Origin of the sequence: Tateyamaria omphalii (genome assembly GCF_014651375.1) — a bacterium.
Taxonomy (GTDB): domain Bacteria; phylum Pseudomonadota; class Alphaproteobacteria; order Rhodobacterales; family Rhodobacteraceae; genus Tateyamaria; species Tateyamaria omphalii.
This window is the reverse complement of the sequence record NZ_BMWT01000003.1, coordinates 112951-139754: the sequence shown is the minus strand read 5'-3', so window position 1 is coordinate 139754 and position 26804 is coordinate 112951. Positions and strand designations below refer to the sequence as shown.

General features: G+C 58.7%; 32 protein-coding genes. 19 read left to right on the top strand and 13 right to left on the bottom strand.

Annotated features, from left to right (window positions below):
• Positions 1–62 precede the first annotated feature (62 nt).
• The gene (locus IE087_RS11320; protein ID WP_189369461.1) at positions 63–356 is read left to right on the top strand and encodes a putative quinol monooxygenase; all 294 of its coding nucleotides are present in this window, start codon (positions 63–65) and stop codon (positions 354–356) included.
• Positions 356–790: a MarR family winged helix-turn-helix transcriptional regulator gene (locus IE087_RS11315; RefSeq protein WP_189369460.1), complete on the top strand. Its 435-nt coding sequence runs from the start codon at positions 356–358 to the stop codon at positions 788–790. The genes IE087_RS11320 and IE087_RS11315 overlap by 1 nt, the downstream gene beginning before the upstream one ends.
• 117 nt (positions 791–907) lie before the next feature.
• On the opposite strand, the gene groL is transcribed toward IE087_RS11315, so the two are convergent.
• Both groL and IE087_RS11305 read right to left on the bottom strand, forming a co-directional pair.
• Entirely contained in the window at positions 908–2548 is a 1641-nt protein-coding gene (gene groL / locus IE087_RS11310) for a chaperonin GroEL (RefSeq protein ID WP_189369459.1), read from the bottom strand.
• A gap of 51 nt (positions 2549–2599) precedes the next feature.
• A complete protein-coding gene (locus tag IE087_RS11305) occupies positions 2600–2887 on the bottom strand; it encodes a co-chaperone GroES (RefSeq protein ID WP_147109029.1) in 288 nt (95 codons plus the stop codon).
• A 224-nt stretch (positions 2888–3111) separates the two neighbouring features.
• On the opposite strand from IE087_RS11305, the gene IE087_RS11300 reads away from it, so the two are divergent.
• The 3 genes from IE087_RS11300 to IE087_RS11290 all read left to right on the top strand — a co-directional run bounded on the left by IE087_RS11300 (position 3112) and on the right by IE087_RS11290 (position 5093).
• Positions 3112–4098 (top strand): TraB/GumN family protein, encoded by a 987-nt coding sequence (locus IE087_RS11300; RefSeq protein ID WP_189369458.1) that lies wholly within the window; start codon positions 3112–3114, stop codon positions 4096–4098.
• 146 nt (positions 4099–4244) lie between these two features.
• Positions 4245–4526, top strand: coding sequence for a PepSY domain-containing protein (locus IE087_RS11295; RefSeq protein WP_189369457.1), 282 nt, complete (start codon positions 4245–4247; stop codon positions 4524–4526).
• Positions 4527–4592: 66 nt separating this feature from the next.
• Positions 4593–5093 carry a helix-turn-helix transcriptional regulator gene (locus tag IE087_RS11290; protein ID WP_189369456.1) on the top strand — a complete coding sequence of 167 codons (501 nt, stop codon included), beginning with the start codon at positions 4593–4595 and terminating at the stop codon, positions 5091–5093.
• 21 nt (positions 5094–5114) lie between these two features.
• Here IE087_RS11290 and IE087_RS11285 read toward each other — a convergent pair whose 3' ends face one another.
• Together IE087_RS11285 and IE087_RS11280 are read right to left on the bottom strand one after the other, a co-directional pair.
• Positions 5115–5789 carry a DUF2161 domain-containing phosphodiesterase gene (locus IE087_RS11285; protein ID WP_189369455.1) on the bottom strand — a complete coding sequence of 225 codons (675 nt, stop codon included), beginning with the start codon at positions 5787–5789 and terminating at the stop codon, positions 5115–5117.
• 61 nt (positions 5790–5850) lie between these two features.
• On the bottom strand, positions 5851–6024 hold the full coding sequence (locus IE087_RS11280; RefSeq protein ID WP_189369454.1) for a hypothetical protein: 174 nt from the start codon (positions 6022–6024) through the stop codon (positions 5851–5853).
• A 302-nt stretch (positions 6025–6326) separates the two neighbouring features.
• Here IE087_RS11280 and IE087_RS11275 point away from each other — a divergent pair, with 302 nt between their 5' ends.
• The 6 genes from IE087_RS11275 to IE087_RS11250 all read left to right on the top strand — a co-directional run bounded on the left by IE087_RS11275 (position 6327) and on the right by IE087_RS11250 (position 11205).
• The gene (locus tag IE087_RS11275) at positions 6327–7247 is read left to right on the top strand and encodes a manganese-dependent inorganic pyrophosphatase (RefSeq protein ID WP_189369453.1); all 921 of its coding nucleotides are present in this window, start codon (positions 6327–6329) and stop codon (positions 7245–7247) included.
• Between the two features lie 107 nt (positions 7248–7354).
• Positions 7355–8218 carry a crotonase/enoyl-CoA hydratase family protein gene (locus IE087_RS11270; RefSeq protein WP_189369452.1) on the top strand — a complete coding sequence of 288 codons (864 nt, stop codon included), beginning with the start codon at positions 7355–7357 and terminating at the stop codon, positions 8216–8218.
• Positions 8219–8280: 62 nt separating this feature from the next.
• Complete coding sequence (locus IE087_RS11265) at positions 8281–9153, top strand: TIGR01459 family HAD-type hydrolase (RefSeq protein ID WP_189369451.1); 873 nt, start codon at positions 8281–8283, stop codon at positions 9151–9153.
• A gap of 89 nt (positions 9154–9242) precedes the next feature.
• Positions 9243–9686, top strand: a complete 444-nt coding sequence (locus tag IE087_RS11260; RefSeq protein ID WP_189369450.1) for a MaoC family dehydratase — start codon at positions 9243–9245, stop codon at positions 9684–9686.
• Between the two features lie 119 nt (positions 9687–9805).
• On the top strand, positions 9806–10738 hold the full coding sequence (locus IE087_RS11255; protein ID WP_189369449.1) for a bifunctional riboflavin kinase/FAD synthetase: 933 nt from the start codon (positions 9806–9808) through the stop codon (positions 10736–10738).
• Positions 10735–11205, top strand: a complete 471-nt coding sequence (locus IE087_RS11250; protein ID WP_189369448.1) for a YcgN family cysteine cluster protein — start codon at positions 10735–10737, stop codon at positions 11203–11205. Before IE087_RS11255 ends, IE087_RS11250 begins: the two co-directional genes overlap by 4 nt.
• Before the next feature lie 136 nt (positions 11206–11341).
• Here the strand turns inward: IE087_RS11250 and IE087_RS11245 are convergent, their stop codons facing one another.
• Both IE087_RS11245 and IE087_RS11240 read right to left on the bottom strand, forming a co-directional pair.
• Positions 11342–12139, bottom strand: coding sequence for an alpha/beta fold hydrolase (locus IE087_RS11245; RefSeq protein ID WP_189369447.1), 798 nt, complete (start codon positions 12137–12139; stop codon positions 11342–11344).
• Positions 12136–12735, bottom strand: a complete 600-nt coding sequence (locus IE087_RS11240) for a 2-hydroxychromene-2-carboxylate isomerase (RefSeq protein WP_189369446.1) — start codon at positions 12733–12735, stop codon at positions 12136–12138. Before IE087_RS11240 ends, IE087_RS11245 begins: the two co-directional genes overlap by 4 nt.
• Before the next feature lie 105 nt (positions 12736–12840).
• Between IE087_RS11240 and IE087_RS11235 the strand changes: the two genes are divergently transcribed.
• From IE087_RS11235 to IE087_RS11210, 6 genes are all read left to right on the top strand, one after another.
• Entirely contained in the window at positions 12841–13860 is a 1020-nt protein-coding gene (locus IE087_RS11235) for a ribose-phosphate pyrophosphokinase (protein ID WP_189369445.1), read from the top strand.
• A 9-nt stretch (positions 13861–13869) separates the two neighbouring features.
• The gene (locus IE087_RS11230; RefSeq protein ID WP_189369444.1) at positions 13870–14616 is read left to right on the top strand and encodes an AAA family ATPase; all 747 of its coding nucleotides are present in this window, start codon (positions 13870–13872) and stop codon (positions 14614–14616) included.
• A gap of 77 nt (positions 14617–14693) precedes the next feature.
• Positions 14694–15509: an ABC transporter substrate-binding protein gene (locus tag IE087_RS11225; protein ID WP_189369443.1), complete on the top strand. Its 816-nt coding sequence runs from the start codon at positions 14694–14696 to the stop codon at positions 15507–15509.
• Complete coding sequence (locus tag IE087_RS11220) at positions 15470–16315, top strand: amino acid ABC transporter permease (RefSeq protein WP_189369442.1); 846 nt, start codon at positions 15470–15472, stop codon at positions 16313–16315. Before IE087_RS11225 ends, IE087_RS11220 begins: the two co-directional genes overlap by 40 nt.
• Positions 16302–17030 (top strand): amino acid ABC transporter ATP-binding protein, encoded by a 729-nt coding sequence (locus tag IE087_RS11215; protein WP_189369441.1) that lies wholly within the window; start codon positions 16302–16304, stop codon positions 17028–17030. Before IE087_RS11220 ends, IE087_RS11215 begins: the two co-directional genes overlap by 14 nt.
• A gap of 175 nt (positions 17031–17205) precedes the next feature.
• Positions 17206–18099 carry a DMT family transporter gene (locus tag IE087_RS11210; RefSeq protein WP_268244645.1) on the top strand — a complete coding sequence of 298 codons (894 nt, stop codon included), beginning with the start codon at positions 17206–17208 and terminating at the stop codon, positions 18097–18099.
• Between the two features lie 103 nt (positions 18100–18202).
• On the opposite strand, the gene IE087_RS11205 is transcribed toward IE087_RS11210, so the two are convergent.
• The 6 genes from IE087_RS11205 to IE087_RS11180 all read right to left on the bottom strand — a co-directional run bounded on the left by IE087_RS11205 (position 18203) and on the right by IE087_RS11180 (position 23616).
• Positions 18203–18553: an H-type lectin domain-containing protein gene (locus IE087_RS11205; protein ID WP_189369440.1), complete on the bottom strand. Its 351-nt coding sequence runs from the start codon at positions 18551–18553 to the stop codon at positions 18203–18205.
• A 114-nt stretch (positions 18554–18667) separates the two neighbouring features.
• On the bottom strand, positions 18668–19093 hold the full coding sequence (locus tag IE087_RS11200) for a F0F1 ATP synthase subunit epsilon (protein WP_189369439.1): 426 nt from the start codon (positions 19091–19093) through the stop codon (positions 18668–18670).
• 87 nt (positions 19094–19180) lie between these two features.
• The gene (atpD, locus tag IE087_RS11195) at positions 19181–20605 is read right to left on the bottom strand and encodes a F0F1 ATP synthase subunit beta (RefSeq protein ID WP_189369438.1); all 1425 of its coding nucleotides are present in this window, start codon (positions 20603–20605) and stop codon (positions 19181–19183) included.
• Between the two features lie 18 nt (positions 20606–20623).
• Positions 20624–21496 (bottom strand): F0F1 ATP synthase subunit gamma, encoded by an 873-nt coding sequence (locus tag IE087_RS11190; protein ID WP_189369437.1) that lies wholly within the window; start codon positions 21494–21496, stop codon positions 20624–20626.
• A 17-nt stretch (positions 21497–21513) separates the two neighbouring features.
• Entirely contained in the window at positions 21514–23055 is a 1542-nt protein-coding gene (gene atpA / locus IE087_RS11185; RefSeq protein WP_189369436.1) for a F0F1 ATP synthase subunit alpha, read from the bottom strand.
• The gene (locus IE087_RS11180; RefSeq protein ID WP_189369435.1) at positions 23056–23616 is read right to left on the bottom strand and encodes a F0F1 ATP synthase subunit delta; all 561 of its coding nucleotides are present in this window, start codon (positions 23614–23616) and stop codon (positions 23056–23058) included.
• A 393-nt stretch (positions 23617–24009) separates the two neighbouring features.
• On the opposite strand from IE087_RS11180, the gene IE087_RS11175 reads away from it, so the two are divergent.
• Entirely contained in the window at positions 24010–25023 is a 1014-nt protein-coding gene (locus tag IE087_RS11175; protein WP_189369434.1) for a calcium-binding protein, read from the top strand.
• Positions 25024–25032: 9 nt separating this feature from the next.
• Here the strand turns inward: IE087_RS11175 and IE087_RS11170 are convergent, their stop codons facing one another.
• The gene (locus IE087_RS11170; protein WP_189369433.1) at positions 25033–25776 is read right to left on the bottom strand and encodes a class I SAM-dependent methyltransferase; all 744 of its coding nucleotides are present in this window, start codon (positions 25774–25776) and stop codon (positions 25033–25035) included.
• A 72-nt stretch (positions 25777–25848) separates the two neighbouring features.
• On the opposite strand from IE087_RS11170, the gene gloB reads away from it, so the two are divergent.
• Positions 25849–26616, top strand: coding sequence for a hydroxyacylglutathione hydrolase (gene gloB / locus IE087_RS11165; protein WP_189369432.1), 768 nt, complete (start codon positions 25849–25851; stop codon positions 26614–26616).
• Positions 26617–26804 lie beyond the last annotated feature (188 nt).

Below are 26804 nucleotides of genomic sequence, written 5' to 3'. Positions count from 1 at the left end.
CACTTGCAACAACGCAGCACGTTCCCATATAATTAGCATGCTAACTTTATGGAGATTCTGCCGTGACTGAACTCAGCCTGTTTGCCACCATTCGCCCAAAACCCGAGCACAAATCAGATGCCCTTGCAGCGATCAAAGGTATTTTGGAAGCCACCCGCGCCGAGCCTGGATGTCACCGGTTTGAGTTGAATGTGGGGGCAGAAGACACCGGTGCGATACATCTTGTGGAGCATTGGGCGGACGACGCCGCACTCGATGCGCATTATGACATGGACTACGTCAAAACAGTCTTTGCCGACTACGAGAATTGGCTGGCCGCCCCGGTCGAGATTGTGCGGATGCGCCGGTACGCCTGATGTTTTTTCTGAAAGACCTGCCAAGCCCGGAAATGATCACAGGGGTGACTGCGGATATCCCCGATGTTGATGCGACGCATGTTCTAACCGTGCTGGAGGGGTTGCGACGCGCGAGCATCCTGCTGCGCGATATAGAGGCATTCTTGCGTGGCCATGGGTTGTCACAAACGCAGTTTCTTTCACTGATGATGATTGTGCGCGAGCCAAGTCGCACCAGCCTGTCGGCGGGAGAGATTTCTGATCGTCTGGATGTGTCAAAGCCTGTCCTGAGCAAAGCGTTGGCCGCGCTGAAGACCAAGGATTTGATCATGCTTGCCGCGGATCAATCCACTGACAAGCGGGAAAAGCAGTTATGCCTGACAGCGGACGGTGAACACCGCTTTGCCGAGGTTCTGCCTGGATACTTTGCAATGTTGGGAACTGCCAACATGTAAGCAAAAAGGCCGCCTTGTTGGGCGGCCTTTCCTTAATCTTGGCGATTTGGGTTTTGGATTTTCCCCTGCGGAGGAAACCATCACCCAATCATTGCATCCGCTGCGCGGGTGCGGTGATTACATCATGCCGCCCATGCCGCCCATGTCGGGCATTGCGGGCGCGCCACCGGCGCCTTCTTTGGCGGGCTTGTCGGCCACCATGGCTTCGGTGGTGATCAGCAGCGAAGCAACCGAAGCCGCGTCTTGCAGAGCTGTACGAACCACTTTGGCAGGGTCGATCACACCGAAGTTGAACATGTCGCCATATTCTTCGGTCTGAGCGTTGAAGCCGAAGGTCACATCGTCGCTTTCGCGGATCTTGCCAGCCACAACGGCGCCGTCGACACCAGCGTTCTCAGCAATCTGACGCAGAGGCGCTTCGATGGCCTTGCGTACGATCGAGATACCGACGTTCTGGTCGTTGTTCACACCGGTCAGGCCGTCAAGCGACTTGGCCGCCTGAACCAGAGCAACACCACCGCCCACGACAACACCTTCTTGCACAGCAGCGCGGGTTGCGTTCAGAGCGTCATCGACGCGGTCTTTACGCTCTTTCACTTCGACTTCGGTCATGCCGCCGACGCGGATCACGGCAACACCGCCAGCCAGTTTGGCAACGCGCTCTTGCAGCTTCTCACGGTCGTAGTCGGATGTCGTTTCTTCGATCTGCTGACGGATTTGCGTCACGCGGGCTTCGATTTCCGCTTTCTCGCCGTTGCCGTCGATCACGGTGGTCTCGTCCTTGGTGATCTGAACGCGCTTGGCGGTGCCCAGCATGTCCATGGTCACGTTCTCGAGCTTCATGCCCAGATCTTCGGAAATCACCTGGCCACCGGTCAGGATCGCAATGTCCTGCAGCATGGCTTTGCGGCGGTCGCCGAAGCCTGGTGCTTTGACAGCTGCGATTTTCAGGCCACCGCGCAGTTTGTTTACAACCAGAGTTGCCAGCGCTTCGCCCTCAACGTCTTCGGCGATGATCAGCAGTGGCTTTTGCGACTGGATCACGCTCTCGAGCAGCGGAACCATCGGCTGCAGCGACGACAGTTTCTTTTCGTGCAGCAGGATCATGCAGTCTTCGAGCTCGGCGGTCATTTTGTCCGCGTTGGTCACGAAGTAGGGCGAAAGGTAGCCGCGGTCGAACTGCATACCTTCGACAACATCGGTTTCTGTTTCCAGACCCTTGTTCTCTTCGACGGTGATCACACCTTCGTTGCCAACTTTCTGCATCGCGTCTGCGATCTGCTGGCCGATCTCGGCTTCGCCGTTGGCGGAGATGGTGCCGACCTGTGCCACTTCAGCACTGTCGTTCACTTCACGCGAGGCAGCTTTGACAGCTTCAACCACTTTCGAGGTTGCCATGTCGATGCCGCGCTTGAGGTCCATCGGGTTCATGCCAGCGGCAACCGATTTCATGCCCTCTTTGACGATGGCTTGCGCCAGCACGGTTGCGGTTGTTGTACCGTCACCTGCTTCGTCGTTGGTGCGCTGGGCCACTTCTTTGACCATTTGCGCGCCCATGTTTTCGAACTTGTCTTCCAGTTCGATTTCCTTGGCAACCGATACACCGTCCTTGGTGATGCGGGGTGCGCCGAAGGATTTGTCCAGCACCACGTTGCGGCCTTTGGGGCCCAAGGTGACTTTGACGGCGTCAGCCAGAATGTTCACGCCGGTCAGCATGCGCCCGCGGGCATCTGTGTCGAATTTGACGTCCTTAGCCATATTCAATTCTCCTGTGAGAGTTTCGTCCAGAGATCAGAGAAGCGGGGCCGCTTACTCGATGATCCCCATGATGTCGGATTCTTTCATCATCAGCAGCTCTTCGCCGTCGATGGTGACTTCGGTGCCGGACCATTTGCCGAACAGCACCTTGTCGCCGGCTTTCACGCCCATCTCGATCAGCTCACCGCTGTCCTTGCGGGCACCGGGGCCTGCGGAGACGATTTCGCCTTCGCTGGGCTTTTCCTTGGCGCTGTCGGGGATGATCAGCCCACCAGCGGTTTTCTCTTCGCTTTCCGTGCGGCGTACAAGCACGCGGTCATGAAGCGGTTTCAATGCCATCTTTGCAGCTCCTTGAGGCTCAAAGTTACTCCCTTGGCCCCCGGGTCGGGGACCGTTAGCACTCAACATGTTCGAGTGATAACGTTGCGTACGTAAGGAAGCCCCCGGCATGAGTCAACCAGTGATGCCGCCATAATTTTGCAAAGGTTTTTTGACACATCCTTGGCAATGCAGCGGCGCTGACTTAGCGTTCGGTGCGGGCAGACAAAAAAGGAAAATACAGGATGGTTCGACAACTTTTGTTGGCTCTATCGTTCATGGTGCCGTTGACGGTGCACGCAGCGTGCACCGGCACTGATCTGCGCCCCACACTGGATGATGCAGCGCGAAATGAGATTGCTACGATTGCGAGCGACCTGCCGTTTTCCGAGGGGAACCACTGGCGCGCAGCTCGGGACGACCAAGTGATCAACCTTGTTGGCACCATGCACATCTTTGATGCGCGTATGAAACCTATTGTGGATCGGTTGGGGCCGGTGGTTGAAACCGCCGACCTGTTGATGGTCGAGATCACGGCCAAGGAAGAAGCTGCACTGCTGAATGCCATCGCAACTGACCCGTCCATCGCGTTCCTGTCAGACGGCCCAAGCCTGATTGACCTTGTTTCACCCGAAACCTGGACCGTTTTGTCCGAGGCGGCACAGGCGCGCGGCGTACCACCCTTCATGGCCGCGAAGTACCAGCCATGGTTCCTGTCCCTTACTCTGGGCATTGCCCCCTGCGCCATGGCTGATCTGCATGCCGGCAAGGTTGGGCTGGACAAGATGGTCATGGCCCGGGCCACGGCTGCGGACGTGCCCATCGTCGAATTGGAAACCCATCAGGATTTGATCGCCCTGCTTGGATCGGAGCCGATCGAGGAGCAGGTGCGGTTTCTGCCGATGATCGCGCAGATGGAACAATTCATCGTGGATTCGACCGCAACAACGGTCGAAAGCTATTTCGATGAGAAGCATGGCGAACTTCTTGCGTTCTCACGCGTGTTTTCGCGGGGACAAGTCGATCTTCCCGACGGCGAATTTGACGTTCTGTTCGACGACATGATGGAGGAGTTGCTGGTTCAACGGAACTTGGCCTGGATGGACCGGATCGACGCGCGCACCGAGGCAAATATTGTCATCGCCGTGGGGGCCGCGCATTTGTCCGGTGAATCCGGCTTGTTGCAGCAACTGTCAGATCGTGGGTTTACGCTGGAGCGGCTCCCCTTTTGACCGGTAATCCGTCCTTCATTCGTCATAAACCTTCGGCATATGCGCTTTGATTTCGGTCGAAAGTCCAATTCAGAACAGCGCGATACCGCCGCAAATCATCTCCAGCCGCACGACAAGCGGCGCGTATAAACATACTGGAGATGATCATGACCAACCTGATGAAACCCGCCCTTCTGGCCGCCCTGATCGTGCCCGGCATTGCCATTGCCGGTGTTGATATCGGCCAGACCCTTGGAACATCAGAGACCGATGTCCGGCAAGCCCTGACCGACATGGGCTATGCCGTGCAGGAAGTCGAGATTGAGGACGGCGAGATTGAAGCGGACGTCATGCTTGATGGCGTCGCCTACGAAGTTGAGGTGTCCATGGACACCGGCCTTGTGACCGAAATCGAACTTGAAGATGACGAGGATGACGACGACAGCTAAAGTCGCCCCACTTTGAAGACGCTGCCCGGGACCGATCGACCCGGGCAGAACCTTATGGATGCTACCATGCCGACACGCCGCACAACCTTGTGGACCCTCTTTTTGCTGCAAGCCTTGTGCTGCGCTTATTTCCTCTTCGACATCACGTTCGATCTGCTCTTGCCTGGCTTGAACAATCCTGTGGTCGAAAGTGATGTGATTGAAGCGCTGGTGACAATTGCGCTGTTTTTCGGGCTTGCCTTTTCGGCCTCGGAACTGCGGCGCATGATGCGACGAGAAGATCAGATAACGGATCAGTTGAAGATCGCCTCTGGCGCCTTTTCCGACTTGCTTGAAACGCGGTTTGATGAGTGGAAGTTGACCGAAGCAGAGCGCGCAGTTGCCATTTTGGCGCTGAAGGGGTTTTCCGTATTGGAGATGGCAAAGCTGCGCGACACTGCTCAGGGCACGGTAAAGGCGCAATGTGCCGCGCTCTATCGAAAAGCGGATGTATCCGGGCGGCTGCAACTTCTCAGTTTGTTTCTGGATGATCTGATGGCGGATACGCTGGTTCCCGCCAATGCGTGACGTGTTCAGCCATCAGCCACATCACGTTCCCAGTACATCCCCGGACCGATCCACCGCCTCTGCACCCTTTGGGGTCAGACCGTAGACACCCTTTTCAACCTTTTCGAACCAGCCGTAATGGTCATCACGCATCATCGTCGTGGCCCGTGGCACACCCGTTTCGCGCGCAACGTCCGCGCCCTTGCTGGCGCCAACCTCATACAGGAAAAGCGCCAGCTTCAGCGCGTCCTGACGGTAAGCGGTGATCAGCCCCACGCGGGTCTGCCCCCCATCATTCGGATCGCCCTGCCGGGCCGCAAATTCCTTGAGCAACCGCCCCCGCCGCTTGGCATTCTTGCGGGGGGCATAGGGGCCGGGGTCGCAATGGACCTGCACCAGCCCGTCCGACAGACGCACGGTGAGAAGGCCAAGGCCAAGGCGGCGGCACAGACGCGTCATGTCCTTGGTGGCCTTGAGGAAGCGCTTTCCCTTGCCACGCTCAACGGCCATGTAGACATCATCGCTGACCCCAAGCCGGGCTATGCATTGGTGCACAAGTGCCAGCGAGAACCCAAGCTTCAACTCGACGATGACCGGTGGTTCTCCACCCCGGACGGCGACGACATCCGCCGCCCCGACCTCGGACTTCACCACGTATCCCTGCCCTTCAAGGAAGGTTTTGACAGGTGGGTAGAGATCGGTTTCGCGGGTTGTCACGTGTGTTTCCGGGCAGTTGGCCCGTGCGAGGAAACCCCACGCACGGGACCGTTGGCAAGCCCTATCGCCCGCCGGTGCGGCCGGGGAAGCGCGGCGGACGCCCGCCACGCACCTGCGTGTGCAGAATGTGGTCAGGGCGTCGGTTGATGCCGGACCGCTGCGCAACGGGTTTGCGGGGTTGTGATGTCGTGCGGGTGTCGCCCGGCTTGCGGGCTTTTTTCTTGGATATGGGCATGGGCTGCCCCTTCTGTCTGAATTGGATGGGACTGCACATACGTGCAGAACGATCCCCACAGATGCGGGTCAGGCAGGCTTGTCCATGGGAAAACACTCCTCTGAAAAGATGCGCATGTCATGCGCGGAACAGGTGGGCAGTCAGGCCAGCTTGTTCACTTTCAGAGCACTCCTTGGTTTGTGTTCGAACAATATACAACGGATCGTCAGGCGCGACAATTGCACTCTGACCGGCCCCCGTGACACCAAAGGAAAGCTTGCTATAAGGGCGCCAAATTCTCTTCTCCCAAAGGAATCCCCATTATGACAACGCTCGTTTTTGGCCATAAATCGCCTGATACGGACTCGACCGGCTCGCCCATCATCTGGGCGTGGTATCTGAATGAGATCAAGGGCGTGCAGGCCGAACCTGTACTGCTGGGCGAGCCCAACACCGAAGCCGCCTTTGTTCTCAAAAAGTGGGACCTGCCCAAGCCCCGCATCATCAATGCGGTTGATGCGGACCAACCGGTTGTCATCGTGGACACCAACAACCCTGCCGAGCTGCCCGACGCGATCAACGATGCCGACATCACGGCCATCATCGATCACCACAAACTGGTGGGTGGTCTGGAGACAAAGGGTCCCATCGACATCCGTATCGAGCCGCTGGCCTGCACCGCGACCATCATGTGGAAGATGATCGGCAAGGACATGGCGCAGATGCCAACAGGTGTGAAAGGCGCGATGCTGTCCTGCATCTTGTCAGACACGCTCGAGTTCCGCTCACCCACCACGACGCAGGAAGACAAGGCGATTGCCCATGATCTGGCGAAGGATCTGGGCGTGGACCTGGCCGCCTATGCGTCTGAGATGTTCGAGGCGAAATCCGACGTATCGGCCTTTTCGGATGCCGAGCTGCTGCGCATGGACAGCAAGGAATATGCCGTCGATGGCACGCAATTCCGCGTGTCCGTTCTGGAAACGACCGCACCCAAGCTGGTGCTGGACCGCAAGGACAGCCTGATGGCGTCCATGGTTGACGTGGCGAAAGAGGATGGCGCAGACGAAGTGCTGTTGTTCGTGGTGGATATCCTGAACGAGGAAGCCACCATGCTGATCCCAAATGACCGGGTGAAAGGTGTGGCGGAGAAGAGCTTTGATGCCACCGTGTCGGGCGACACCGTTGTCCTGCCCGGCATCATGAGCCGGAAAAAGCAGATCATTCCGAACCTCAAGGTCTGAGGGTGCGGGGCGGAGGGCACCTCCGCCTTACAGGTGAAGAAGCGCAAGGCAGGCGGACCAGTGGTCCGCCTTACTTTTTTGTGCAACCGTTGTTGCGGGAGGACACCATGCGCACCATCAAGACCGAAAAATACGGCCGGATTGGCCGGATCATTCTGAACCGTCCAGACGTGATGAATGCCATCGACGACGATCTGCCGCGCGAGTTGCAGGCCGCGGTCGAAGCGTTTGATGCGGACAGGGACGTGCATGTGATGGTGCTGTCCGGGGCGGGTCGCGCCTTTTGCGCCGGGTATGACCTCGCGCACTATGCGCAGGACCCCGACAACAAGATCACGCAAGAGATGCCTTGGGACCCTATGCAGGACTACCAGTTCATGTGGGCCAATACGCAATGCTTCATGTCGCTGTTTCGGGCGATGAAGCCCGTGATCGCCAAAGTGCATGGTTTTGCTGTTGCGGGTGGGTCCGACATTGCGCTGTGCTGCGACATGGTGGTGATGGAGGATGAGGCCCAGATTGGATACATGCCCGCCCGCGTCTGGGGCTGTCCCACCACGGCCATGTGGGTGTACCGGCTGGGACCGGAGCGGGCCAAGCGGATGCTGCTGACCGGTGACAAGATCACAGGGACAGAAGCGGCTGAGATGGGTTTGGTTTTGAAAGCTGTGCCTGCCGACGCATTGGACGCAGAGGTTGAGGCGCTTGCCGCGCGCATGGCGTCGGTGCCGATCAATCAACTCGCCATGAACAAGATGGTGATCAACCAGACACTTGAGGCCACGATCAACCAGACCCAGCGTCTTGCCACCGTTTTTGACGGGATCACCCGGCATTCACCCGAGGGGTTGAACTTCAAGGTCCGGGCCGAGGCCATGGGCTGGAAACAGGCGGTGAAAGAGCGGGACGAGGGCCTGTATGACTGGACGTGGAACCACCCGTTGAACGACCCGGATCATCGCGCCGACTAGGCCCTTTCGCCCCTGCCCCGGCTGTGGCACACCCTGGTTGACCAATTCAGACCGGAGGCGTCATGGCCCAGATCATCACTTCCCTGTCCGAGATCTCGGATCGCTATGACGCGCTGTTCGTCGATCTTTGGGGGTGCGTACACAACGGCGTACACGCCCTGCCGGAGGCCGTGGCCGCATTGCATGCCTACCGAGCCAAGGGGGGCAAGGTGGTGTTGGTCACGAACTCGCCCCGCCCCCGCGCCGGTGTGATGAAGCAGTTGGTGCATTTTGGTGTGCCGGATGATGCGTGGGACACGATCGCCACATCGGGCGACAGCGCGCGTGCGGCGATGTTCCGGGGGATCGTTGGGTCCAAGGTGCATTTCATTGGGCAGCCGGGTGAGGAGAAATTCTTTGAGCCTATTGGTGTCATCAAGGATCCAGTGAAGATCGAGATGGTGCCTCTGGACGAGGCCGAGGGGATTGTGTGCACCGGTCCGCGCGACCCGATGGCAGACCCAGACGTGATGCGCCCTGAGTTTCTTATGGCCAAGCAACTGGGGCTGAAGCTGCTTTGTGCAAACCCCGACATCGTTGTGGACCGTGGCGAGGTGCGGGAGTGGTGTGCAGGCGCCTTGGCCAAGCTGTATACCGAGATGGGCGGCGAGAGCCTGTATTTCGGCAAGCCGCATCCGCCGATCTATGATCTGGCCCGCCGGCGGTTGGCTGAGCTTGGTGTGGATGTGCCGGACAGTGGTATTCTGGCCATTGGGGATGGTGTTTTGACCGATATCGCGGGCGCGATGGGCGAGGACATCGATTCTCTGTTCATTTCGGGTGGTTTGGCCGCGGCAGAAACCAAAACGTCGCACCAACCGGATCCGGATGCGCTAAGGGATTATTTAGAAACAGAAAAAAGCGCGCCGACCTTTGCGATAGGGCATTTACGCTGACCTACTTTTAGCTTGCTTTTCTGCGCGCGCAAAGTAATTACATTGCGCACACACCGAACAAACGTTCGGATTATTACCGGAGCAAGCTCATGTTGGACAACATGCCCCGCGGCACGATCTGTATTGAAGACATCGAAATGGGGATGTCCCGCCACCTGCGGAAAGTCGTCACGGATGAAGACATCGAGATGTTTGCGCAGGTCTCGACCGACCGGAACCCAGTGCATTTGGATGATGACTATGCGCGCGACACGATCTTTCAGGGCCGCATTGCGCATGGAATGCTGACTGCCGGTCTGATTTCCGCCGTCATCGGTGAGCAACTTCCGGGACATGGCACCGTTTACATGGGCCAATCGTTGAAATTCCTCGCCCCCGTTCGCCCAGGAGACATGGTCTATGCCGAGGTCAAGGTCATCGACATCGACTTTGCCAAGCGTCGCGTGAAGCTGGACTGCCACTGCGCTGTGGACGGTAAGAAAGTGCTGATTGGCGAAGCAACGGTGTTGGCGCCGTCGCGGAAGTTCGACTAAGTCACGGCTTCAAAGCGGTTTTGGGGGCTCTGCCCCCGGCCTACGGCCTCCCCCGTGGTATTTTCAGTCAGAAGAAACGGGTCCTTGCCCTTGTTTGGCCGCTTGGCTAGGCAAGGGGCATGAAGATCATTCGGGACTACCAGTTTGTTGATGCAGGCGACCGGGGGGCCAGCGTCGCCATCGGCAATTTTGATGGCGTCCATATTGGCCATCGGTCCGTTATTGATCTGGCGCAGACAGCCGCGCCTGACGCGCCTCTGGGCGTCCTGACATTCGAGCCTCATCCACGCGAGTATTTTGCGCCCGAAGCGCCCCCCTTTCGGCTGATGAGCCAGGCCGCACGCGCGAGCCGCTTGGAGAAGATGGGTATCCATTATCTCTTTGAATTGCCGTTTCATTCCGGCTTGGCGGGGTTGAGCCCGGAAGAATTCGCACGGGATGTGATTTGCGATGGGCTGGGCCTGTCTCATGTCGTGGTGGGGGCCGATTTCTGCTTTGGCAAGAAACGTGCGGGTACCGCCGCGGACATGGTGCGCTTTGGTCAGGAGATGGGGTTTGGTGTGACTGTTGCCCCTTTGCTGGAACGCGCGGACAATACGATATCATCGACCGCCATTCGCCAAGCGTTGTCCGATGGCAGGCCGCAGGATGCGGCGGACATGCTGGGGCACTGGCACCGGATCGAGGGGCCGATCATCGGCGGTGAGCAGCGCGGGCGAACCTTGGGGTATCCAACGGCCAACATGTCGATTGACGGCCTGCACCCGCCTGCTTTTGGCGTATATGCTGTTCTTTTCAATGTGTTGGAAGGCCCTCATGCGGGGTCGTACCACGGGGTGGCGTCGCTTGGGGTGAGACCGATGTTTGGTGAGAACAAACCCAACCTTGAGACCTTTGTCTTTGATTTTTCTGGCGATTTGTATGGTGCCCCGGTGTCCGTCGCCTTGGTCGCGCATCTGCGCGGCGAGGTGAAGTTTGATAGCGTGGACGCGCTGGTTGCCCAGATGGATGCGGACAGTGTGCAGGCACGCGCGATACTGGCCGACCTATGAGTGATCCGATTGACCGCGACGGTCTAGCATCCCGTTTTTGGGAGAGAAAGCCGATCTCCAAACTGTCCCGCAAGGAGTGGGAGGCACTGTGTGACGGGTGTGGAAAATGTTGTTTGAACAAGCTGGAGGATGAAGAGTCTGGTGAAGTCGCATTGACGCGGGTGGCCTGCAGATTGCTGGATGACGACACGTGCCGGTGCGCTCATTACGAGACGCGCCACCAATTCGTGCCGGATTGCATTGTGTTGAAGCCTGAGAATATCGAAGAACACTTGTACTGGATTCCGCAGACTTGCGCCTATCGCCTTGTTTATGAAGGCAAACCCCTGTTCGACTGGCACCCGTTGATTTCAGGTCGGGCGGAAACTGTTCATGCCGCAGGTGTGTCCATGCAGGGCCGCACGTTCAGCGAATTCGATGTGGCTGACGATGATTGGGAAGAGCATATCATAGACGAACCGACTTGAGAGGCACAGTGCTGTACGCAAAAGGCGATCGACTGCAGGATAACTACCGTCGATGCCCACCCCGGACAGAAATTGCGCGTTTCCCCCATGACAACGCTAAGAAAACTGAGTGAGCCCGGGTGGTGTGCTGCGCGCATCAAATCCCATTCAAAAAGGAATGCCAGACCTGCGCCACCGCGTCGGGATGCGTGATCGGTCCCATATGCCCCACTCCGTCGAAGGTATGCGATGTGACCCGTGGCAAACGTCGGGCAATGGCACCGTTGACCGGCGCTGCCCAGCGCGAGGTTGCGCCCCCCATCAGAAGCGCGGGCATTTTTGCCTGTTCGAAACGTCCCGGCTTGAGCAGGCCGGCGCTGTCATCGATCAGGAACGGCGCGGAATTGCGGACAAAGCGAATGCGGTCCACCATGTAGGCGCGGCTTTGAGCCGGAATATCATCCCATGCAGGCCCCTCGGCCCAGGCGCGATTGAAGGCGCGCGCGGCGGTCTCGTTGTCACCTGCATCAATGGCAGCATCGAAATCGGCGGTGTCGCATTTGTAGCTTGGGCCGAAATCCGGGTCGTCGGCGATGATGGGCGAGAAATAGACGGGTTCAAACATCGCCACACTGCGCACGCGCGCTGAATGTTCAATGGCGAGCCGAAGGGCGACCGTAGCGCCAAAGCTGTGGCCGATGATGTCGATGGGGTCAGCGCCAATCTCGTCCATGACCTTGAGCGCCATGGCGGTGGCGGTGTCGTGCATGATGCCATGCCCGTCCCAATCGCCGGACTTGCCGTGATTGGGCAGATCGTAGGCATGCAGCGTCAGGCCATCATCTAACGACTGCGCCAACCCGCGCCAGACACCGGAATGCCCCAGAGAGCAATGGATGGCGAGCGCAGGGCGCGGCCCGGACCCGAAGGTCCGGGTGTGGATCTGGGGGATCACAATTTACCGGAAAGATGCAGATCAAGATCTTCGAGCTTGTCCTGACCCCAGAACCGCTGATCCCCGTCGACAATATAAAAGGGCGCACCGAAGACGCCCTTGTCGACCGCCTCTTCCAGATTGGCGGCGTAGGTTTCGGCACCGCTGAGCAACCCGCTGTCGGCCAGGGAAGGGTCAAAACCCGCCTCGGTCAGGCACGCCTTGATCACGTCGTCTTGCGCGATGTCCTTTTCCTCCGCCCAGACAGCGCGCAGGACGGCGTGTACCAGCGTGCCAAGATCACCACCGCCCGCGTTCTGTGCAGCAATTATGGCGTAGGAAGATGGCGCTGCGTTGGTGGGCCAATGCGCGGGTTTGAGGTTGAACGGCATGTCGTATTTCTTGGCTTGCCGCACCAGTTCCTGTGCGCGGTATTCAACGCGGTTGATATGCCGATCCTTGGGAGGCGTTCCGCCTGTACGCCCAAACAGGGCAATCACATCCAGCGGTTTATACGTCACGGTTGCGCCATGCTGCTGCGCCAGTGCCTCGAACCGTTTCCCGGCCAGGTAGGTGTAGGGAGAGAGAGTTGCAAAATAATAGTCAATATGGGGCATTTTCGTCCTCGGTCGCGGGGTCAACTGTTTCGCGCGACGGTAAGCCCGTGTTAAGCGGAGTCAACATCACGAATCTGTCACAATCGTGCTGCGCGGGGACACGACATGCCAAACATCGAAGAGCCCAAGTTGATCTCGGGCAATGCCAATCTGCCATTGGCAAATGCAATTGCGCGACGCATGTCGATGCATCGAGGCGTCACGGTGGGGCTGGTGGATGCTCGCGTGGAACGCTTCAACGATGGTGAGATTTTCGTTGAAGTCTTCGAAAACGTACGCGGCGAGGACATGTTCATCATCCAGCCTACGTCGAACCCCGCCAATGACAACCTGATGGAGCTGCTGATCATGTGCGATGCGCTGCGCCGGTCGTCGGCGGCGCGGATCACTGCCGTGATCCCTTACTTCGGCTATGCGCGTCAGGACCGTCGGACCAAGGCGCGCACGCCCATTTCATCGAAACTGGTTGCCAACATGCTGGTAGGCGCTGGCATCGAACGGGTTCTGACTATGGACCTGCACGCCGCGCAGATTCAAGGTTTCTTTGATATCCCGGTCGACAACCTTTATGCCTCGCCCATCTTTGCGCTGGACATCAAGACACAGTTTGCTGGCCGCATGGACGAATTGATGATCGTGTCGCCCGATGTGGGTGGTGTAGCGCGCGCGCGGGAGCTGGCGAAGCGGTTGAACGCGCCGCTCTCCATCGTCGACAAACGGCGCGAGAAGCCAGGTGAAGTGGCCGAGATGACCGTGATCGGGGATGTGACAGACAAGGTGTGCATCATTGTCGATGACATGTGCGACACAGCGGGCACGCTCTGTAAGGCAGCCGAGGTCATTTTGGACAACGGCGCGAAAGAGGTGCATTCCTATATCTCGCACGGCGTCATGTCAGGGCCTGCAGTGGAACGCGTCACCAATTCGGTGATGAAGTCGCTGGTGCTGACCGACAGCATTCAACCCACCGAAGCGGTCAAGAACGCGCCGAATATTCGGATCGTGCCCACTGCGCCTGTTTTTGCGCAAGCCATTCTGAATATCTGGCATGGCACGTCTGTATCATCGCTGTTTGAAGCCGAAACGCTGAGCCCAATTTACGACGGGATGTACGCGGCGGAGTAAGCCGGTAAGTTGGCGCACAAGAGACGGGATACCAAGCTGCCTGCACCATATTTGCAGCGCGTTTTCCTAAATGATCCTGACGCGCCGCGCCCCGATCAATACCCGTTTGACTTGCCATGGCTGGACGCGGCTTTCGAGCTGACTTTCGACACACCCGTCACCATTCTTGTTGGTGAGAACGGATCGGGCAAATCCACGCTCTTGGAATCAATTGCGGTGCTTGCCGGCTTCTCGACATCTAGCCGCGGCGCGTGGAGCGGTGCGACGAGTACCGCAGGCTTGGAAGGATCCGCGGCATTGGCGGGTCGCTTGCGCGGAGCGTGGTTGCCCAAGGTGCAACAGGGCTGGTTCCTCAAGGCGCAAAGCTTTGCCGCTGTCGCTGATGTCACCGTCGGCGGCTACTTGTCCCAATCCCATGGCGAGGGATTTGCCGCCATGATCCAGGATCGGATGACTGGGCAGGGCATATTCCTTTTGGACGAACCCGAGGCAGCCTTGTCGCCCCGCAAGCAGGCGGAATTGCTGGCGTTCCTGGCCGAGATTCAGGAAGACGCCAGTGCGCAGGTCATCATGGCCACCCATTCGCCCATATTGATGGCGGTGCCCAAAGCGACGTTATTGAGGCTGACACATCGCGGGATCACCCGTGTTGGTCTGCGCGAGACCGAGCATTTCAGCCTGTGGGCGTCCTTTGCCGCTGACCCCGACGGCTTTGTTCAATCCGCGTGCAATGGCGAGCTTGATTTGCTGACCTGAGCGGTGCGCGCGGTTAGGGACTCGACACCCCTGCCCCCTTGGCCGAGTATCTGGGCAAAACAATGGGGAGATTTTTCATGAAGACAATTTTGAGCGCGGCCGTTCTGTCCGTCATGGCGACCGGAGCCTTTGCCGCAGGCCATTGTGCGGCTAGCAAAACCTTGGCCGACGGCGCGCTGACCATCGCGACCGGTAATCCGGCCTATTATCCGTGGGTCATTGACGATGCTCCGGAAAAGGGTGAAGGGTTTGAGGCCGCCGTCGCCTACGCCCTGGCCGAAGAAATGGGATTTGCCGCTGATCAAGTCACCTGGGTCCGCACGTCGTTCGATGAGGCAATCCAGCCCGGCGCCAAGAATTTCGATCTGAACATGCAGCAATATTCGATCACACCCGAGCGCGACAAGGTCGTGGACTTCTCGGCCCCCTATTACACCGCGCCACAGGCCGTGATAACGACCACGCCGGTGGTTGAAGGCGGGGCGGAACCGACGCTGGAGAGCCTGAAGGGTCTGAAATGGGGGGTCGTCGCCTCGACCACCGCCCTGCCCGTTGTGATGGAGCAAATCCAGCCCGACGCCAGCCCGCTGGTCTATGACGACAATGCCAACATCACGGCCGCCATGAAGGCGGGGCAGATTGATGCGGCCCTGTTTGACCTGCCCACCGCCCTGTTCACCGCTGCCGTCCTGATGGACAACGGTGTGGTGCTGGGCCAGTTCGACCCGTCAGCCGCCGAGAACCCCGACCAGTTCGGGATGCTGATGCCTGAAGGGTCCGAGCTGAAAGCCTGTGTCGATGAGGCGCTGGCCGCCATGACCGAAAACGGCAAGCTGGCCGAGATCGAAGCACAATGGCTGCAGGAAGCCACCGGAGTTCCACTGATCAAGTGACGAGACGAGCCGCGTATGAGGCGCAACAGAAACGTCGCGCCAATCTGATTGCAGGGGTCAGCACAGCACTTGTGCTGGCCCTTATCGTGTTTCTTGTGCCGCTGGCCCCGGGCTGGGAGGCGGTGCGGGCCTCATTTTTTGATGGGGAGGTGTTTGTCCGGGTCTTTCCTGACCTGTTGCGCGCCTTTCTGCTTGATGTGGCCATTTTCGCCTGGTCGGTGCCGCTGATCTTTGGCCTTGGCCTTGCCATCGCATTGGCACGGGGCAACACCAACCCGGCGCTGTTTCCACTGCGCATCTTCGGTGCCGTCTATGTCGATCTGTTTCGTGGCATTCCTGTTGTCCTGTTGGTCTACCTTGTGGGCTTTGGCATTCCCGGTCTGGGCCTCGCCCGTCCGTGGAATTCGCCTTACATCTGGGGCACGGTGGCGCTCGTCCTGACGTATTCGGCCTATATCGCCGAGGTTCTGCGATCGGGCATCGAAAGCATCCACGCCAGCCAGCGCAACGCCGCCATCTGTCTTGGCCTGAGCGAGCGGGATACAATGCGCTATGTCATCCTGCCGCAAGCCATCCGCCGCGTGGTGCCCGCCAATATGAACATGTTGGTCGCGCTGCAAAAGGATGTGGCGTTGCTGTCTTTCATCGGACCCGTGGAAATCTTGCGGCAGGCGGGCATCTTCAAGTCGCTGCTGGCCAATTTCACGCCCTATGTGGTCGCGGCAGTGATCTTCCTGTGTGTCACGGTGCCTGCCACGCGCTATGCCGACTACTTGTTGAATAGGGACCGCGATGCCCGATCCTAGACTCAGCCTGCGCGGCGTAACCAAGAGCTTTGACGACGTGCAGGTCTTGCGCGGCATTGATATGGACATAGCGCCGGGCGAGATGGTGTGCCTGATTGGTGCGTCCGGCTCGGGCAAGTCGACCCTGTTGCGCTGCATGAACGGTTTGGAGCCCGTGGATAATGGAGAGGTGCGACTGGACGGGGTCGATATCGCCGAGCCGGGGTTTGACCTAACGCCCATCCGCCAGCGTATCGGGATCGTGTTCCAGAGCTTCAACCTGTTCCCGCATATGACTGCCTATGACAATGTCGCCCTCGCCCCCCGCCGCGTGCTGGGAGAAGATGCGCGCGCGCGGATTGAAGCGCTTTTTTCACGGTTCGGGCTGGCGGATCACATGAAGAAGTACCCCGATCAGTTGTCCGGCGGGCAGCAGCAGCGCGTTGCGGTGATCCGGGCACTCGCGATGCGCCCCCAAACCATGCTGCTGGACGAGATCACCTCGGCCCTGGACCCTGAACTGGTAGGAGAGGTACTAGACGTGCTGCGTCGTTTGCGGGACGACGGCATGACAATGGTGCTGGCTACGCACGAGATGGCCTTTGCGCGTGATGTTGCGGACCGGGTGGTATTTATGGACCAGGGAGTGGTTGCCGAGGAAGGCACACCAGAGCGGATATTCTCGGCCCCCGAGCGCGAACGCACACAGCGATTTCTGGCAAGCATTTTGCGATAACGGCAATCATCCAGGACGTTGCTTCACGAGCGCCCAGGCTACAGTCGGCAACCTGAATAATTCGAACTGTGTCGCATTGCATGATCGACGCCATTGGGGCATCGACGTCCAAGGCACCGATACGGGAACATCACCGTCCGGTGCCTGTCAAATCTCGAAACCCGGCGGAATTCTCGTGACAACTGATATCGCAACGAACCAGCGTGCCAATCTGCTTGGAAGCCTGTGGATGGTCGCTTCGATGGCGGCATTTGCGGCAGAAGATGCGTTTGTTAAAGCCGCTTCGGTCGCATTGCCCGTAGGCCAGATCCTGATCATCTTCGGGCTTGGCGGGGTCTTTGTCTTCACTGCGCTGGCTCTGTGGAAGGGCGATTCCCTGTTCGTACCAGAGGTGGTTTCGCCGCCCATGCTTGTGCGGGTAATCTTCGAGATCACTGGCCGCCTGTTCTATGTGCTGGCCATTTCGTTGACGGCTTTGTCTTCGACCACTGTCATACTTCAAGCGACCCCGCTCGTTGTTGTTGCAGGTGCGGCCTTGCTTTTTGGCGAAAGAGTTGGCTGGAGGAGATGGGCCGCCATTCTCATCGGACTGGTCGGCGTCGTTGTCATCATTCAACCCGGCACAAACAGCTTTTCCGCAATGTCCATTCTGGCTCTTGTAGGCATGATCGGTTTTGCTGGGCGTGATCTGGCCAGTCGTGCAGCCCCTGCATCACTCAGTACGAATATTCTTGGCGTATATGGTTTCTTGTCCGTGCTCTTTGCGGGTTTGATCGTGTCGGTTTGGCAAGACAAAGCGTTTGTTCAGCCCAATGCTGGCGTATCACTTGCACTTCTTGGCGCCATACTTGCAGGCGCCGTCGCCTACGCAAGCCTGATGAAAGCAATGAGAACCGGAGAGGTATCTGCGGTGACCCCGTTCCGATACACGCGACTGTTGTTCGGAGTGGGTTTGGGCGTGACGGTTTTTGGTGAGCAATTGAGTGCGTCAATGCTGGTCGGAACATGCCTGATCGTTCTGTCCGGCCTTTTCATACTTTGGCGCGGAAAGCAGGCGGCAGACATCTGACCCCGGTCTTGCATACAGTCGACAATGGGCGTGGTGCCTGATCATATTCACAGTCTGCACGCGCGCGTACCGACTCAAGCATTTGCAGCCGAATGTATCCCGCCTAGTACAGGTCCCACTCGTCTGCCTGCCGCAACTCACCCATAGCCAGCCAGGCAACACGCACCCGCGCAACACGCGTGTCGCCCCAGGTGCGGAAGACCAAATCAAACCCGTCTTGCGTGATCGTCTCAGCTGAAATGTCCGCGCGCATAGGGGTTTCGTTTTCGACGTCCCACATCGAAATCGACACATGCACCGTTGGTTCCGTACGGAAAGGTTCGGAAAAGGCGATACGGCGTCGCCGTTCGCGCTGACCACGCCCCGTCCACATGTCCCCGCCGTCTTCGAAGTCAGAGAACAGGACAGTATCGCCTTGGTCGATGCCTATCAGGTGGTTGCGCAGTCGTTTCATCAGATCGTTCTATTGGACTTTGCCGTGGTAACACGTCGCGTCGCTAGTTTAAGGTCAAAAATCGAAAAAGGCCCCGCGACATGCGAGGCCTTTCACACATTTGTTTACGGAGCGTTACAGGCTGGGCTGCTTGGGGCTCAACCCGATCTCGGAACCCATCGTGGCCATGTCGGCCAACAGCTTGGCTGCATCATCAACCGGGCCTGTGTCGCCCTGCGCCGCATCCTTGGCGCGATTGTAGGCGTCCTGTACGTCATCGATCATTGCGTCCAGCTGGTCCTGGGTCATGTCACCCTTCGCAACCGCACGTTCGGCAAGCACCGACACGCCCTGCGCGCCGATCTCAGCGAAACCGCCGGTCACGACATATTCATGAGTGTCGCTGCCTGCCTCGACCTTGAGTACGCCGGGGCGCAGGGTCGTGATCGTGGGGGCGTGGTCGGCCATCACGGTCATGTCGCCATCGGCACCGGGGATTTGCACTGCAGTGGCGTCCATGGACGCAAGGCTGCGCTCGGGCGATACCAAATCAAATTGCATCGTTTTCTCCTATTTGGGGCGGCGGGGTGAACCCCGCCCTACGCCCGGAGATTGAGATGTAGGGCGGGCTCTAAGCCCGCCTTACGATTAGGCAGCTTCAGCAGCCATCTTCTCGGCTTTGGCGATCACCTCGTCGATGCCGCCAACCATGTAGAAGGCACCTTCGGGCAGGTGGTCGTATTCGCCGGCCACAACCGCCTTGAACGAGGCAATCGTGTCTTCCAGCGGAACCTGCACACCGTCGGACCCGGTGAACACTTTCGCCACGTCGAAGGGCTGCGACAGGAAGCGCTGGATCTTGCGCGCCCGGGCAACGGTCAGCTTGTCCTCTTCCGACAGTTCGTCCATCCCGAGGATGGCGATGATGTCTTGCAGCGACTTGTAGCGCTGCAGGATCTGCTGCACGTCAGAGGCCACTTTGTAGTGATCTTCACCCACAATCTGCGGGTCCATCAAGCGCGAGGTCGAGTCGAGCGGGTCCACAGCAGGATAAATACCCAGCTCGGAAATCGCCCGGTTCAGAACCGTTGTCGCGTCGAGGTGCGCAAATGTGGTTGCAGGCGCAGGGTCCGTCAGGTCGTCTGCAGGAACGTAGACAGCCTGAATGGACGTGATCGAACCATTCTTGGTCGAGGTGATGCGTTCCTGCATCGCGCCCATGTCGGTTGCCAGTGTTGGCTGGTAGCCCACAGCCGAAGGAATACGACCCAGAAGCGCCGACATTTCCGAACCCGCCTGCGTGAAGCGGAAGATGTTGTCGACAAAGAACAGAACGTCTGTACCCGTCGCATCGCGGAACTGCTCGGCCAGTGTCAGACCGGTCAGGGCGATACGTGCACGCGCACCTGGAGGTTCGTTCATCTGGCCAAAGCACAGAGCGATCTTGGAGTCGGTCAGGTTGTCCGGCGTCAGAACCCCTGATTCAATCATCTCGTGATAGAGGTCGTTCCCTTCACGGGTCCGCTCGCCCACACCAGCGAACACGGACAGGCCCGAGTGCACCTTGGCAATGTTGTTGATCAGTTCCTGGATCAGAACGGTCTTGCCCACACCAGCACCGCCGAAGAGGCCGATCTTGCCGCCTTTGGCGTAAGGAGCCAGCAGGTCGATCACCTTGATGCCGGTCACCAGCACTTCGGCTTCTGTCGACTGATCGGAAAAGTCCGGTGCAGGGGCGTGGATCGGGCGGAATTCGTCTGCCTCGACCGGGCCCTTTTCGTCGATGGGCTGACCAGTCACGTTGAGGATACGACCCAGTGTCGCGGTGCCGACGGGCACCATGATGGCCGAACCTGTGTCTTCCACTTCCTGACCGCGAACCACACCTTCAGTCGCATCCATCGCAATGGTGCGGACGGTATTTTCGCCGAGGTGTTGTGCGACCTCAAGCACCAGCTTGTTGCCGTTGTTGTCGGTTTCCAGAGCGTTCAGAATCTCTGGCAGGTGGTCATCGAACTGCACGTCAACGACGGCCCCGATGACTTGTGTTACTTTGCCTTTAGCGTTTGCCATTTTTCGTCTCCGGGTCTCTTACAGCGCTTCCGCGCCGGAAATGATTTCAATCAGCTCGTTGGTGATCACGGCCTGACGTGAGCGGTTGAACTGGATGGTCAGTTTGTCGATCATCTCACCCGCGTTACGGGTCGCGTTGTCCATCGCGCTCATCCGGGCACCCTGTTCAGATGCACCGTTCTCCAGCAGGCCGGAGAAGATCGCCGTGGCCACGCCACGCGGCAGAAGGTCGGCCAGGATGGCCTCTTCGTCGGGCTCGTAGTCATAGAGCGTGTCGCCCGCTTCGTAGTCCTCGGGGATCGCGAAGGGGATGATCTGTTGCGCGGTCGGGATCTGCGTCACGACATTCTGGAACTTCGAGTAGAAGATTGTCGCCACGTCGAACTCGCCCGCATCGAAGCGGCCCAGCACGTCCTTGGCCACGCCCTGGGCGTCGGCATAGGACATGCGCTTGACCTCGGTCAGATCGACATGACCCACGAAGTGATCTTCGAAGTCACGCTTGAGCTGGTCCCGGCCTTTCTTGCCAACGGTCAGGATCTTGACCGTCTTGCCTGCCGCTTTCAGTTCTGCCGCCTTGGCGCGGGCCAGTTTGGCGATGTTCGTGTTGAACCCACCGCACAGGCCGCGTTCGGCCGTCATGACCACCAGCAGGTGGGTTTGATCCGAGCCCGTGCCGCTGAGCAGCTTGGGCGCGCTGTCTGAGCCTGCCGCGGCAGACGCAAGCCCCGCCATAACGGCATTGAACCGCTCGGCATAGGGGCGTGACGCCTCGGCTGCTTCCTGTGCCCGCCGCAGTTTTGCAGCGGCCACCATCTGCATGGCCTTGGTGATCTTGCGGGTCGATTTGACCGACTCGATCCTGTTTTTCAGGTCCTTCAGAGAAGGCATGTGCCTACCTCCTTACCTTATGCGTAGGTCGACGCGAACTCGTCGAGAACCGCCTTCATCTTGTCGACGTTTTCACCCGACTTGAACTTAGGGTCTTCGTCCGCGATCCACTTGAGGAAGTCTGCCTTCTGCGTACGCAGGAAGGTCAGCAATGCGGTTTCGAACTTGCCCACTTCGTTGACGTCGATCCCGTCGAGATAGCCGTTGGTCCCTGCGAAGATCGCGCAGACGATTTCCGCGTTGGTCAATGGTGCGTATTGCGGCTGCTTCATCAGCTCGGTCAGGCGCGCGCCCCGAGCCAGCAGCTGCTGGGTCGCGGCGTCGAGGTCGGAACCGAACTGTGCAAAAGCTGCCATTTCACGGTACTGGGCCAGTGACAATTTTACGGGACCAGCAACAGACGACATCGCGTCTGTCTGAGCGGACGAACCCACACGGCTCACCGACAGACCGGTGTTCACGGCGGGGCGAATGCCCTGATAGAACAGTTCCGTTTCAAGGAAGATTTGGCCATCGGTGATCGAGATCACGTTTGTGGGGATAAACGCCGACACGTCGCCACCTTGCGTTTCGATGATCGGCAGGGCCGTCAGCGAGCCGGCACCACTGTCTTCGTTCAGCTTGGCCGAACGCTCCAGCAAGCGCGAGTGGAGGTAGAAAACGTCGCCAGGATAGGCTTCGCGGCCCGGTGGGCGACGCAGCAACAGCGACATCTGACGGTAGGACACGGCCTGTTTCGAAAGGTCATCATAGATGATCAGTGCGTGGCGGCCGTTGTCGCGGAAGTATTCCGCCATCGCGGTTGCGGCGTAGGGCGCTAGGAACTGCATCGGCGCCGGGTCGGACGCGGTTGCGGCCACAACGATCGAGTAGTCAATCGCACCGGACTCTTCCAGTTTCTTCACCAGCTGCGCCACGGTCGAACGCTTCTGGCCGACGGCAACGTAGATGCAGTAGAGCTTCTTGCTCTCATCATCGCCGGCTGCGTCATTGTAGGATTTCTGGTTCAGGATCGCGTCCAGAGCCACGGCTGTCTTGCCGGTTTGACGGTCACCAATGATCAGTTCGCGCTGGCCACGGCCAATCGGGATCATCGCGTCCACGGCTTTGAGGCCGGTTGCCATCGGTTCATGCACCGATTTACGTGGGATGATGCCGGGCGCTTTCACGTCAGCAACGCGACGCTCGGAGGATTTGATCGGTCCTTTGCCGTCCAGCGGGTTACCCAGACCGTCCACGACGCGGCCAAGCAGTTCGTCACCGGCGGGCACGTCCACGATGGAGTTGGTACGCTTGACGGTGTCGCCTTCTTTGATGTCGCGGTCGGACCCGAAGATCACGACACCGACGTTGTCGTTTTCGAGGTTCAGGGCCATACCCTGAATGCCACCGGGGAATTCGACCATCTCACCGGCTTGCACATTGTCGAGGCCGTAGACGCGGGCAATACCGTCCCCTACCGACAAAACGCGGCCCACTTCGGCCACTTCTGCTTCCTGACCAAAGTTCTTGATCTGGTCTTTTAGGATCGCAGAAATTTCTGCTGCTTGGATACCCATTTATCCGACCTCTTTCATTGCATTCTGGAGGGAAGCGAGCTTGGAGCGGATCGACGTATCGATCATCTTCGAGCCCACTTTTACGATCAAACCGCCGATGAGGCTTTCATCGACGGTGGCATTGATGGTGACGTCCTTACCCATGCGGGCCTTGAGCGTCTTGGCAAGTTTGTCGCTTTGAGTCTTTGTCAGCGCCTTGGCCGACGTGACGTCCGCGGTCAGCTCGCCCTTGTCTTCGGCGATCACCTCGCGCAGCGCATGCACCAGCTGTGGCAGCACAAACAGACGGCGCTTTTCAGCCATCAACGACAGCGTGTTGGCCATCAGATCTGTCAGCTTTGCTTTCTTGGCGATCGCGGTGATGGCGGCGGCCTGCTCTTCCCGGCTGTAAACGGGCGAGTGGATCAGGGCGTTGAAGTCACCGCTGTCAGCCATGGCGGCTGTCAGGGTTTCAATATCACCTTCGAGTTTCTTGACGGCTTTGCCTTCCTTGGCAAGTTCGTAGACAGCAGTGGCATAGCGCGCGGCAATACCTGTGGAGATCGAAGCTGGTTCGGACACGTCCACCCTTTCGATGTCTTGGCCCGGATTGCTGCACACGGATGCGTGGCCCGGGGTGTTGGACCGCCCTGATTTTGCCAAGGCGTGAAAATCAGGGGGGATGTAGCAGAGGGTTTCCAACCCCGCAACATGTGTTCGCGAACAGGCGGTAGGGTGGTTATTTCGCGTTTTCAAGGGCTTAACAAAACTGCGACCGTTTGGCCCTCAGGAATTGCAAAATTTCCGTCACAAAACGTGGGCGTTCGGGGGCGATTCCGGGTCTGGTGCGGTGACATGTGGTACAATCGCAACGAGCCATTTTGTTCCAAAACGCGCAACAACCGCATTTGTTGACTCGCATTGGCGTCAGATACAACCTGAGCGCGTTCGGGGGCGAACGGGGAAGGAAATGGTATGGGCGCTTTGGCGTTACTTGGGTTGCTGTCGGGCGCGCTTTTGTTGGCTGCGTTCGACAATGACGATCCGTCTACTGAGGACGCGGAGACGGAGAGTGATGCCGTCGACGAAGACATTATGTCTGTCACTGACGGTGACAGTATTTCAACGGCGGCAGGTAATGATACGGTCACCGCGTTGGGCGACGACGTAACTGTCTCCACAGATGCTGGCGACGATTCGATCCGGTTGGAAGGCGAGGACGGTGTGGCCTCCGGTGGAGTCGGGAACGACACGCTGGTCGCAACCAGCACAGCGACACTGCTCGGCGATGACGGCGATGACATTATGCTGCTGGTGCAGGATGGGTTTGCGGACGGCGGTCAGGGCAACGATTCAATCTCGGCATTCGCATATGAAGACGCCAGTGCGGAAACAACCCTATTGGGTGGCGAAGGCGATGACACGCTACAGTCCACCACCAATTCCCTCCTTACCGAGCGGGGCGCGGTGACGCTGGATGGCGGCGTTGGAGATGATAGACTTTTCATCGGTGCAAACGCGACGGGTCTGGGCGGCGATGGCAATGATCAATTGACAGTGTCTATTGACGGGGTTGCAGATGGCGGAATGGGCGACGACACGTTGATCAGTCGCTCATATAGCGACGAAATCGCGGCGGAGGACGGGATTTCGACCCTCACCGGAGGTGAGGGTTTCGACACGTTCGAGATTTACCTGAGTGACTTTGAAGAAGAAACAATACGTGACGTGATTAGGATTACAGATTTCGATCCCGACGAAGATGTGATTGTTCTGGACAACTCCGAAACGGGTGACGGATTCACCTTCGGAAGTTATGGCTTTTTCGACGGTATCGAAATCGTTCCATCAGACGACGGATCTTACACCGAGGTGCGTGTGACCTTGGACAACGGGCCGTTCATCGATGATACGGTGTCGGTCATTCGGCTGGATGGCGTTCCAAACCTGACCGAAGATCAAATCATCATTCAGGGTACTCTGCGCTAGAGCCCCCCATCAAACCCGCCCTGCCACAGGCGCTGTGACACCTTGCGGCAAGGTTTGCCGCTTGGCTTTGGAACGCACGGCCTTGCCCTTGGGCGGGTAGACCAGTTTCGATGCTTCCACCATAAACGCCCCGCCTGCCACCATGCCCGGCATCAATCGCCCCACCTTTTCAAACATAGCGGCCGATTTCATCCACAGCCGCCGGCTAGACGGGAACTGGTACAATGCGCCGACATGCCGTTCGGGCAAAAACTGGTGTTTGCGCAACTGAGTCTCGAGCTGGCTCGCTGAATAGGGACGTCCATAGCCGAAGGGGGTGCGGTCCCTACGGCTCCACAACCCTGCGCGGTTGGGCACGATGAACAGCGCCTTGCCACCCGGCCCCAGCACGCGCCACGCTTCTTCCAGCAGGTCATAGGCACGTTCCGACGTTTCGAGTCCGTGCAGGATGACCAGCTTATCCACGTGCCCGGTTTCAATTGGCCACAGGGTCTCTTCGGTCAGCACGGACACGTTAGGCATGTCGGGGGGCCACGGCATCACTCCCTGGGGCCCCGGCATAAGCGCCACGACACGGCGTGCCTCTTTCAGGTAGGGTCGCAAGAGCGGTGCGGCAAAGCCGAAGCCAGCAACCGTCTGGCCCTTGGCCTCCGGCCACAATTCAACCAGGCGCCGCCGCAGCGATGCCTGCGCCGCACGCCCCAGCGCGCTGCGGTAATAGAAATTGCGCAGGTCCTGCACATCAAGATGCATGATCGTCTCTTGTTCATCCGGCCCGTTCGGACCACCTTGGCCCTAACACTAAGCACAAAGAGCCGAATTGCCATGCCTCTCGACATTCTCACGATCCCCTGCCTCGCCGACAACTATGCTTTTCTGGCCCATGACCCGGACACTGGGGATACCGCCTTGATCGACGCGCCCGAGGCCGCGCCCATTCTTGCAGCCTTGGCCGAGACGGGATGGAAGCTGACGGATGTTCTGATCACGCATCACCATTATGATCACGTCGACGGTTTGCAGGATATCCTTACCGAACACCCTGCCCGTGTCACAGGTGCCAGTGCTGATGCGCACCGTCTGCCCGCGCTAGATGTACAGGTGGCCGAAGGCGACCAGGTCACCGTCGGGTCCGAAACTGGTGCGATCATCGACGTGTCAGGCCATACCGTAGGCCACATTGCGTTCCACTTTCCCGCCTCCAAGGCTGTTTTCACCGCCGATAGCCTGATGGCCTTGGGCTGCGGCCGCGTGTTCGAGGGCACCAAACCGCAAATGCATGAGAGCCTGCAAAAGCTGGCGGCCCTGCCCGATGATACTCGTGTTTACTCCGGCCACGAATATACGGCAGCCAACGGGAAATTCGCCCTTACCATTGATCCTGAGAATACGGAGCTTATATCGCGACTCCGCGAGGTGGCCGACAAACGCGCATCGGATATCCCCACCGTTCCTTCGCTTTTGTCCGAAGAACTGGCAACAAACCCATTTTTGCGCGCCCACGATCCCGCCATTCAGACCCATTTGGGTATGGAAGGCGCCAACGCCACCGACGTGTTCAAGGAAATCCGCACCCGGAAGGACAACTTCTGAGACGGATCAGTCCACCAATGCGCCCAAAGTGACACCATCGTAACGTTTCTCACGCACATTGTGAGGGTCAAGGTGCAAAAAAGCCTTGAAGCTGCGCGATCTTCAACCAAACTTAAACACATGAGGCCATGGTTGGTACGGGGCCTCGACATACCTTGGCGCCCCCACCCGACCCCGATCGAAAGGAG

Bases quoted from the DNA above. Each gene is read 5' to 3' on its own strand.
- IE087_RS11315 (WP_189369460.1), top strand. From the start codon at position 356: ATGTTTTTTCTGAAAGACCTGCCAAGCCCGGAAATGATCACAGGGGTG.
- groL (WP_189369459.1), bottom strand. From the start codon at position 2,548: ATGGCTAAGGACGTCAAATTCGACACAGATGCCCGCGGGCGCATGCTG.
- IE087_RS11305 (WP_147109029.1), bottom strand. From the start codon at position 2,887: ATGGCATTGAAACCGCTTCATGACCGCGTGCTTGTACGCCGCACGGAA.
- IE087_RS11300 (WP_189369458.1), top strand. From the start codon at position 3,112: ATGGTTCGACAACTTTTGTTGGCTCTATCGTTCATGGTGCCGTTGACG.
- IE087_RS11295 (WP_189369457.1), top strand. From the start codon at position 4,245: ATGACCAACCTGATGAAACCCGCCCTTCTGGCCGCCCTGATCGTGCCC.
- IE087_RS11290 (WP_189369456.1), top strand. From the start codon at position 4,593: ATGCCGACACGCCGCACAACCTTGTGGACCCTCTTTTTGCTGCAAGCC.
- IE087_RS11280 (WP_189369454.1), bottom strand. From the start codon at position 6,024: ATGCCCATATCCAAGAAAAAAGCCCGCAAGCCGGGCGACACCCGCACG.
- IE087_RS11275 (WP_189369453.1), top strand. From the start codon at position 6,327: ATGACAACGCTCGTTTTTGGCCATAAATCGCCTGATACGGACTCGACC.
- IE087_RS11270 (WP_189369452.1), top strand. From the start codon at position 7,355: ATGCGCACCATCAAGACCGAAAAATACGGCCGGATTGGCCGGATCATT.
- IE087_RS11265 (WP_189369451.1), top strand. From the start codon at position 8,281: ATGGCCCAGATCATCACTTCCCTGTCCGAGATCTCGGATCGCTATGAC.
- IE087_RS11260 (WP_189369450.1), top strand. From the start codon at position 9,243: ATGTTGGACAACATGCCCCGCGGCACGATCTGTATTGAAGACATCGAA.
- IE087_RS11255 (WP_189369449.1), top strand. From the start codon at position 9,806: ATGAAGATCATTCGGGACTACCAGTTTGTTGATGCAGGCGACCGGGGG.
- IE087_RS11250 (WP_189369448.1), top strand. From the start codon at position 10,735: ATGAGTGATCCGATTGACCGCGACGGTCTAGCATCCCGTTTTTGGGAG.
- IE087_RS11240 (WP_189369446.1), bottom strand. From the start codon at position 12,735: ATGCCCCATATTGACTATTATTTTGCAACTCTCTCTCCCTACACCTAC.
- IE087_RS11235 (WP_189369445.1), top strand. From the start codon at position 12,841: ATGCCAAACATCGAAGAGCCCAAGTTGATCTCGGGCAATGCCAATCTG.
- IE087_RS11225 (WP_189369443.1), top strand. From the start codon at position 14,694: ATGAAGACAATTTTGAGCGCGGCCGTTCTGTCCGTCATGGCGACCGGA.
- IE087_RS11220 (WP_189369442.1), top strand. From the start codon at position 15,470: ATGGCTGCAGGAAGCCACCGGAGTTCCACTGATCAAGTGACGAGACGA.
- IE087_RS11215 (WP_189369441.1), top strand. From the start codon at position 16,302: ATGCCCGATCCTAGACTCAGCCTGCGCGGCGTAACCAAGAGCTTTGAC.
- IE087_RS11205 (WP_189369440.1), bottom strand. From the start codon at position 18,553: ATGAAACGACTGCGCAACCACCTGATAGGCATCGACCAAGGCGATACT.
- IE087_RS11200 (WP_189369439.1), bottom strand. From the start codon at position 19,093: ATGCAATTTGATTTGGTATCGCCCGAGCGCAGCCTTGCGTCCATGGAC.
- atpD (WP_189369438.1), bottom strand. From the start codon at position 20,605: ATGGCAAACGCTAAAGGCAAAGTAACACAAGTCATCGGGGCCGTCGTT.
- IE087_RS11190 (WP_189369437.1), bottom strand. From the start codon at position 21,496: ATGCCTTCTCTGAAGGACCTGAAAAACAGGATCGAGTCGGTCAAATCG.
- atpA (WP_189369436.1), bottom strand. From the start codon at position 23,055: ATGGGTATCCAAGCAGCAGAAATTTCTGCGATCCTAAAAGACCAGATC.
- IE087_RS11175 (WP_189369434.1), top strand. From the start codon at position 24,010: ATGGGCGCTTTGGCGTTACTTGGGTTGCTGTCGGGCGCGCTTTTGTTG.
- IE087_RS11170 (WP_189369433.1), bottom strand. From the start codon at position 25,776: ATGCATCTTGATGTGCAGGACCTGCGCAATTTCTATTACCGCAGCGCG.
- gloB (WP_189369432.1), top strand. From the start codon at position 25,849: ATGCCTCTCGACATTCTCACGATCCCCTGCCTCGCCGACAACTATGCT.